The sequence below is a fragment of the uncultured Clostridium sp. genome (genome assembly GCF_900547735.1).
Classification (GTDB): Bacteria; Bacillota; Clostridia; order Lachnospirales; family Lachnospiraceae; genus Otoolea.
The window spans coordinates 89,470-96,438 of the sequence record NZ_URHZ01000008.1; the positions used below are offsets into that span (position 1 = coordinate 89,470).

At 43.8% G+C, this 6,969-nt stretch carries 6 protein-coding genes, 8 tRNA genes and 1 rRNA gene; 2 read left to right on the forward strand and 13 right to left on the reverse strand.

Annotated elements, in window-relative coordinates; genetic code table 11:
* Window positions 1-62: 62 nt before the first annotated feature.
* The 3 genes from QZT18_RS04235 to QZT18_RS04245 form a co-directional block, all read right to left on the reverse strand.
* Window positions 63-458 carry a hypothetical protein gene (locus QZT18_RS04235; RefSeq protein ID WP_294144927.1) on the reverse strand — a complete coding sequence of 132 codons (396 nt, stop codon included), beginning with the start codon at window positions 456-458 and terminating at the stop codon, window positions 63-65.
* Between the two features lie 310 nt (window positions 459-768).
* Window positions 769-975, reverse strand: coding sequence for a hypothetical protein (locus QZT18_RS04240; RefSeq protein WP_294144930.1), 207 nt, complete (start codon window positions 973-975; stop codon window positions 769-771).
* 14 nt (window positions 976-989) lie between these two features.
* Entirely contained in the window at window positions 990-1,151 is a 162-nt protein-coding gene (locus QZT18_RS04245; protein ID WP_294144931.1) for a hypothetical protein, read from the reverse strand.
* 211 nt (window positions 1,152-1,362) lie between these two features.
* Between QZT18_RS04245 and QZT18_RS04250 the strand changes: the two genes are divergently transcribed.
* Both QZT18_RS04250 and QZT18_RS04255 read left to right on the forward strand, forming a co-directional pair.
* Window positions 1,363-1,749, forward strand: a complete 387-nt coding sequence (locus QZT18_RS04250) for a helix-turn-helix domain-containing protein (protein WP_125143686.1) — start codon at window positions 1,363-1,365, stop codon at window positions 1,747-1,749.
* Window positions 1,733-2,146, forward strand: a complete 414-nt coding sequence (locus QZT18_RS04255; RefSeq protein ID WP_227033937.1) for a hypothetical protein — start codon at window positions 1,733-1,735, stop codon at window positions 2,144-2,146. Before QZT18_RS04250 ends, QZT18_RS04255 begins: the two co-directional genes overlap by 17 nt.
* A 223-nt stretch (window positions 2,147-2,369) precedes the next feature.
* Here QZT18_RS04255 and QZT18_RS04260 read toward each other — a convergent pair.
* The 10 genes from QZT18_RS04260 to QZT18_RS04305 all read right to left on the reverse strand — a co-directional run.
* Window positions 2,370-2,443: transfer RNA gene (locus QZT18_RS04260), tRNA-Arg, on the reverse strand.
* A gap of 275 nt (window positions 2,444-2,718) precedes the next feature.
* On the reverse strand, window positions 2,719-5,451 hold the full coding sequence (locus QZT18_RS04265) for an ATP-binding protein (protein ID WP_294144937.1): 2,733 nt from the start codon (window positions 5,449-5,451) through the stop codon (window positions 2,719-2,721).
* 361 nt (window positions 5,452-5,812) lie between these two features.
* Window positions 5,813-5,898: transfer RNA gene (locus QZT18_RS04270), tRNA-Leu, on the reverse strand.
* A gap of 23 nt (window positions 5,899-5,921) precedes the next feature.
* Window positions 5,922-5,994, reverse strand: a tRNA-Val gene (locus QZT18_RS04275).
* Window positions 5,995-6,042: 48 nt separating this feature from the next.
* Window positions 6,043-6,116, reverse strand: a tRNA-Asp gene (locus QZT18_RS04280).
* Window positions 6,117-6,158: 42 nt separating this feature from the next.
* A tRNA-Ile gene (locus QZT18_RS04285) sits at window positions 6,159-6,232 on the reverse strand.
* A gap of 13 nt (window positions 6,233-6,245) precedes the next feature.
* Window positions 6,246-6,318: transfer RNA gene (locus QZT18_RS04290), tRNA-Thr, on the reverse strand.
* 4 nt (window positions 6,319-6,322) lie between these two features.
* Window positions 6,323-6,394 (reverse strand) — tRNA-Glu (locus tag QZT18_RS04295).
* Between the two features lie 113 nt (window positions 6,395-6,507).
* Window positions 6,508-6,580, reverse strand: a tRNA-Asn gene (locus QZT18_RS04300).
* Between the two features lie 229 nt (window positions 6,581-6,809).
* Window positions 6,810-6,969: ribosomal RNA gene (locus QZT18_RS04305) — 23S ribosomal RNA — on the reverse strand; the annotation flags it as partial.

The following is a 6,969-nucleotide window of genomic DNA, read 5'->3' on the forward strand; positions in this document are numbered from 1 at the left end:
CCTGTCCGCTTATTGCATGATACTATATTATCATGGAAGTACCCCCTCTCAGTTATCCACTTTTATCTTTTTTGTGCCAGCAGGTAAAAAAAATACCTGCGTGACTCATAAAACTGTTTTCTTGCCTTCGGCACATCCAGGCATTCATAAGGAATGCCGTCCGTTATATTTTTCATCAGCCATTTATAGATGCTTTTATCCGCCTCCATAGCCGTCTGCTCAATTAGTTCCAAATCACTTTGCAGCATCGTTCTTCGGATTGCAATCCGCTCCGTCGGGTTTCCCGGTGAATTACCTTTCGGCATTCCGTCATAGACAACCGCTCTGAGCCCAAAGCCGTTATGTAACTCCCTGCGTTTTTCATCGTACTGCATGCAAAAATACTTTAACTCATTATACTTGGCCTGAGATACATTGTAGTCACTCAGTTTCAGGTTCCTCTTGCATATTCTGTCCAATCGCTTCGCCTCCCTTAAACTTATCTCCGTCCAAAAATTTTGTCCCGTCTTTCCAAAACGGCACACAGCCTGTGCAAAAACAGGCTTCATAAATTTTTCCGTTGCCGGCCGGTAAAATATTCAATTGTCAATGTACAATACTTTCCGTAAGAATTTTTTTATCCTTTTTAGAAATCCTTTATCTCCCGGTCAAACTTTCATCACAAATAACCTGTATAGTAATATCTAACAGGACAGCAACCTGTAACATAAGCTTTTTCATACTCATGCCGGCGGGAGAAATCCTGGCCGGCTCCCCCCTTTTATAATCTCAGGCAGTGCCGCGTCCCAGAACCTGTACTTCTTCCCTTTGAGAAAAAACGAAATCATATGCTTTTCCCATGCGGCTTCCCTTGACATAAATGGAATCTCCTTTATTTTCCATGGCAATAACATTACAGGTAAGCCAGTTTCCATAACCGGCATATTCAAAACGGATTACATCTCCGCCTTTTAATTCCGAAGCTTTCTTTACCATAATTCCGCCTCCTGTCACATTCCTCCCACTGCCCGAAGCAAAGCGCCTGCAGCGATAATCCACGCGTAAGCGGTCCAAACCATCATGGATTTCATCCGTTCAACCTGTCTTCCCATACGGCGGTTCCTTCGGCTTAAACGAATTACCTCCGCTCCGGCATAACAATGTCTGCACATTTTTTCCACCTCCTGCATTCTATAAACTACGCAAAATTTTGATTATTTGATTGACTTTTTACGTTAAACATTCTAAAATTAATTATATAAATACAAATGAATCTACAATATGTTAACGATATCCGCAAAATCTTGCGCAAGTCATACTTTAATTATACTCAAGATTTTACGTATGTCAAGTCTTAATTACGCAAAATATTGAGGTATAGATATGGGACTTTATGAACAGATAAGAGATATTGCAAAGGAGAAGGGTTATTCGATTAACCGGCTGGAAAAGGAATTAGGCTTTGCCAGAAGTTCAATTAATAAGTTCAATAAAAATAAACCAAGCACGGATAAAATCCGGCAGATCGCGGATTTGCTTGGTGTTTCGGTTGATCACCTGTTAAACGGAACGGATGATGAGCAGAAGGCCGGCTATTATTTGAACGAGGAGACAGCAAAAGCGGCACAGGAAATTTTTGAGAACAGGGAACTGAAGATGCTGTTTGACGCTGCAAGAGATGCAGATCCCGAAGATTTAATGGCTTTACACAGCATGGCCCTTGCACTGAAAAGAAAGGAACGTGGAAACGACGATGACACAGGATGTTAATGTAGTATTACTTGATTTCCACCATAAACGCGGCAAGGAGATGGTCGTAGAAAATGAAGATGGAAGTTACACTATATTAATCAATTCCAGGCTGGCTTACAGCGGACAGCTGGCCGCCTACAAACACGCGATGAAACACATTGAAAACAACGATTTCCAGGGAGAAAACGTCCAGTCAATCGAGTCAGCCGCACATGAACTTACCATCCCGGAAGATGCGGAACGAATTCCATCAGCCAAATACCTGCAGCGCATCAAGGCCATCCAGGCAAGACGCCGTAAAATCCAGCGTCAGTTGAAAGAACTCCAAAATGATATGGACTATTTACGGGATATGGGAGCTGTAGATGATTTTGCACGGGCGGAACAGCAGTGGCTGTATGGAAATGACTTATAGATACCATTTGACTCCCTGCTTACCGGAACATGCTCTCAGACGCTTTGTGGCCTGCTGTAGAGCCTTTAAACAGAACGAAGGTAAAACTGTAAGGATTACCGGCTAAAACAGCCCCAGGCTTGTCTGCTGCTCTACATACCGGTATCCTTAAACAACAACATTAAAAAAGACATCCCATAAGGGATGTCTTTTTGTGACCCTTGTCTTACAAAGGGTTCTTAGACGTGCGTGAGAAGATTCGAACTCCCGACACCTTGGTCCGTAGCCAAGTGCTCTATCCAGCTGAGCTACACACACTTATTGAAGGACAACGTCCTTAACAACGTTAATTATTATATAATAATTTTCCAGGATTGTCAACTACCTATTTCAATTTTTCAAGTATTTTTCCTTATATTTTCTGGTCCCTTTCGCTCCTTTCTCCCATCCGTATTCTCCTAAGTTCATTTTCCTCTTCCCTCTCCGCCCTTGTCACCACTTACCGGGGGACAGATTTTACTCCTCTGCCCCGCCTTTCATAAATCTATTAAAACGCTGCTGCTTTTTAGCCGCACCTGATTGTATATGAGTTTCTATAAAAATTTCTCAAGACAGCTATATAATATTCCGGCATCGATCGGCTTTGTCAAATAGTCGTTAATACCGGCCTTCAGAGCTTCCTCCCGTTCATCGTTAAAGGCGTTTGCGGTCATTGCAATAATGGGCACTCCAGCAGCATCCTGGTGCTCCAAATTTCTGATTTTCTTTGTGGCCTCGATTCCATTCATGACAGGCATCCTGATATCCATCAAAATGGCATCATACCAGCCCGGGGCAGAGTTTTCAAAAATGGCAGCCGCCTCTTGACCGTTGACAGCACACTCTGTCGTTATTCCTTTCTGCTCCAGCAGCATTTCTGCGATTTCTCTGTTAATCTCGTTATCCTCAACCAGAAGAATACGCGCGCTGCGAAACCTGTTTTCGTATTCACTTCTGCCGCCCGTCTGCTCTTTACTCCGTCTTTCTTCTATTTCCGGGGCCTTATCCGATCTTTTCATCGGAATAACAACCGTAAAAGTCGTACCTTTGCCAGATTCACTTTCCACACTGACCGTACCGCTCAAAAGTTCAACCAGTCTCCTGCTGATCGAAAGCCCCAGTCCCGTTCCCTCAAATATCCGGCTCCCGCCGGAATCTTCCTGTTCAAACGGTTCAAACATCCGTTCCATAAATTCGACCGACATCCCGGCTCCCGTATCTGCTATAACAAAATGAATAGGCTGAACGTCTTCTTTCGCCGCATCCGCCGTAACTGAAAAAGTAATTCTTCCTTTTTCCGGTGTGTACTTTAAGGCGTTGCTTAAGAGATTCATGAGAATCTGGTTCAGTCTCAGACTGTCACAAAAATAATAAGTCCCAACTTCAGGTGCAATTGTTACCGAAAACTCCTGGCTGCGCTCCGCCGCCTGGACTTCACTGAGAACCGAAACGCTGCGTATTACCTCTTTCAGGTTCATCTCCGTAATTGTGACTCCCATTTTTCCACTCTCAATTTTCGACATATCCAGAATATCATTAATCAGGGAAAGTAAAAAAGTCGCCGACATATCTATCTTTTCCAGGCAGTTGAGCAGCTTCTCTTTATTCTTCGGCTTTTCTTCTCCTTCCGGCCGGTCCGCATCCAGCAGTTTTTCCGCTTTAAGCGCCGCCGGTCCCTGCAGAATATACTTGGCTATGGATGACATTCCAATAATAACATTCATTGGCGTCCTTATGTCATGGCTCATCCTTGAAAGAAAGTCCGTCTTGGCTTCATTTGCCTTCTCTGCCATGGCAAGGGCGTTCTGAAGCTCTGCCTGCTTTCTCTCCTCTTCCTTCTTCACATCATCAACATCTCTCAGGTAATACATAACCCTGATGCAGTTCGTCGTCATTTCCAAAAGCTGTATATGCATGGAATACCAACGGTAAGTTCCCGCAGCGGTCATACGCCGGTATCTGGTTGTCACCTCTGTTTTTCCGCTCTCAAATTCTTTTTTCAGATTTTCCGGCTGCAGAATTCTTCTGAATTCTTCCCTCTCTCCAGGATGGATCACTTCCCCGGCCGCCCAGTCAATCTGTTCTGTAATGGACGGAACAAAACGCAGATGCTGCTCTGCCGTGTCTCCCTTCCACTGTTTCAGATAATCGGAATACAATTCGCCTTCATAAATCTCATTGTAGGAATCATTTACCGCACGCACAAAACGCTGATTGGCATGCTTCTCTTCTATCCTGGCCCTTGTCAGTTCATCCGTATCCCGGTAGGTCAGCATCATTTTATCAGGCAGGCCGTCCCTGTCTTTCAGAAAGGTGCCGATCAGTTCACAGTATCGGTATTCTCCCATACTGTCTTTTCTCCGGACCTCCACCACAATTTGTTCTTTTCCGCCCTCCATATTTTTTCTGATGTTATCGAGTGTAAAGGAGTCAAAAAAGCGTCTCCTGTCGTGAGGATGGATCAGATTCTCTCCATACAGACGATTGAACTGGCTGAATGTTTTCTCCTGAAACATTGTTTCCAACTGACCGTCGCTTTTATATACCAAATACCCTCCTGTATTAAGATCTACCAGTAGAAACTCACCGAAAAGATTCATAATACAGGAAAGCAGATCATTTTTTTCCCGTTCCAACTGCTTTTTCTCTTCAATATTAACAATGAGTGCAAGCATGATTTGATCGTCATTATCACCTTCCGCCATTTTTAATGTAGTAGCATACCAGTGATATTTCCCATCGGTCCCAAGTCTCCGGCACTCCATGTATCCCGTTGTTTTACCCTTTTTAAAGCGTTCCGACATGTTTTCGGGCGAAAATATCTTTTGAAACTCGTCCCTGTCATCGGGATGAACCTTCGCCAAAATATCGGCAAAATTAGCATGCTCCCCGTTTTCACCCAAATCCAGCCGCCCGTTTCCCTGCCGAAATATTAGTTTGCCTCTGGTTATGTTAAAATAAAGCACCTCATCATAAACCTGTTTAATTGCCTCGTCCATTGTAATATTTATGATTTTCTCTTTTATTTCACTTTCTGCGAATCTATGGTTTTCCTCCGTGGCAAATACATGCGGCCTTACCGTTATGACATAAGAAACGATTCCTTCCTCTCCCCATTCCGCCGTAGTTCCATGATAATCCACAGTTGTACCAAAAGAATTGTCAAAACTAACTGTAGAGTATGTTTTTCCGTTATCTATTCCATCAAGTAGAAAATTCTTGCAGGACACGTTCCACACTTCATCATAAATCTGCCCTTCCCGGATTTCAGGAACTGCTTTTTTCATATTTTCATTATAATATAAAATCCTGTGATCATCCCGCCGAATTACAAGGACAGCAATATCTCCCAGGTTGTCTAAAATGTTTTTATATATTGAATCAGCCCTCATCCTTCCACCTCGCAGTTTAGAGAAAACAATCATCATCCGGCATTTATGATTTTATTATACACGAAACCTAATAGAAGTAAACTTGCCTTTCTGAAAAACAGCAAATCTCTCCGTTTCCTGGTTCTTACAAGCAGCAATAAAGATATGATGAGCGTACCTGCCTTTGTTTGCAGTAAAAATCTGATTTGCAGCCTTTTTATTGTAACAAAAAAACCAGAAACCTCATTACAAGATTTCTGGTTTTCTGATTCCCAAATGCCGCAGACCGGAATCGAACCGGTACGAAGTTTAACCCTCGCAGGATTTTAAGTCCTGTGCGTCTGCCAGTTCCGCCACTGCGGCATATCTGGTTTTTCACAGATAAATGGGGCCTATAGGGCTCGAACCTATGACCCTCTGCTTGTAAGGCAGATGCTCTCCCAGCTGAGCTAAGACCCCAAATATTATAAGTTTTCGCGCCTGACTTTCATCAAACATTAAAACTAACGACCCGGATGGGACTCGAACCCACGACCTCCGCCGTGACAGGGCGGCGCTCTAACCAACTGAGCCACCGGGCCAGATCTTTAGTTTTTTAATTCTTTTCCTTTAGTTCAGGATAGTGGACCTTCGGGGACTCGAACCCGGGACCGACCGGTTATGAGCCGGTTGCTCTAACCAACTGAGCTAAAGGTCCAAATATATAAAAGAGCCGATGATCGGACTCGAACCGATAACCTGCTGATTACAAATCAGCTGCTCTGCCAATTGAGCCACATCGGCTGGATGACCCCAACGAGATTCGAACTCGTGTTACCGCCGTGAAAGGGCGATGTCTTAACCGCTTGACCATGGGGCCTTACTTCACAGCGACTCCATAGTGTGTTCTTCCCGCTGCTAATTGCTTAGTAATATTATCATATTTTTGACTTAATGTCAATTTATCTTTGGCTATTTTTTTATACAAAAAAACTCCCCGAGTAGGACTTGAACCTACGACAGCGCGGTTAACAGCCGCGTGCTCTACCGACTGAGCTATCGAGGAATAAAGGGGAATGTTTTGGCTACCTGAACCAGACTCCCTCTCGGTTATCTTGCCCAGATTTCCATTACATATACCTTCAAAACCACATATTGAAATTCATCCGTTTTTAAACTTTGTTTCCCCGTCAATTCACTAAACTCGGCAATACCTCGTTAAGTGTTTGACGTGCCTCGTACTAAGCTCGGTAATACCTCACTAAGTACTCTGGCAATATCCATAACCTAACCTTTTGGTTAAGCCCTCGACCGATTAGTAACAGTCAGCTACACATGTTGCCATGCTTCCACCTCTGCCCTATCTACCTCGTCGTCTTCAAGGGGTCTTACTCTTGCGATGGGATATCTCATCTTGAGGGGGGCTTCACGCTTAGATGCCTTCAGCGTTTATCC

Coding starts and splice junctions, on each gene's coding strand:
- QZT18_RS04240 (WP_294144930.1), bottom strand. CDS start 975: ATGGTAAAGAAAGCTTCGGAATTAAAAGGCGGAGATGTAATCCGTTTT.
- QZT18_RS04245 (WP_294144931.1), bottom strand. CDS start 1,151: ATGTGCAGACATTGTTATGCCGGAGCGGAGGTAATTCGTTTAAGCCGA.
- QZT18_RS04250 (WP_125143686.1), top strand. CDS start 1,363: ATGGGACTTTATGAACAGATAAGAGATATTGCAAAGGAGAAGGGTTAT.
- QZT18_RS04255 (WP_227033937.1), top strand. CDS start 1,733: ATGACACAGGATGTTAATGTAGTATTACTTGATTTCCACCATAAACGC.
- QZT18_RS04265 (WP_294144937.1), bottom strand. CDS start 5,451: ATGAAAAAAGCAGTTCCTGAAATCCGGGAAGGGCAGATTTATGATGAA.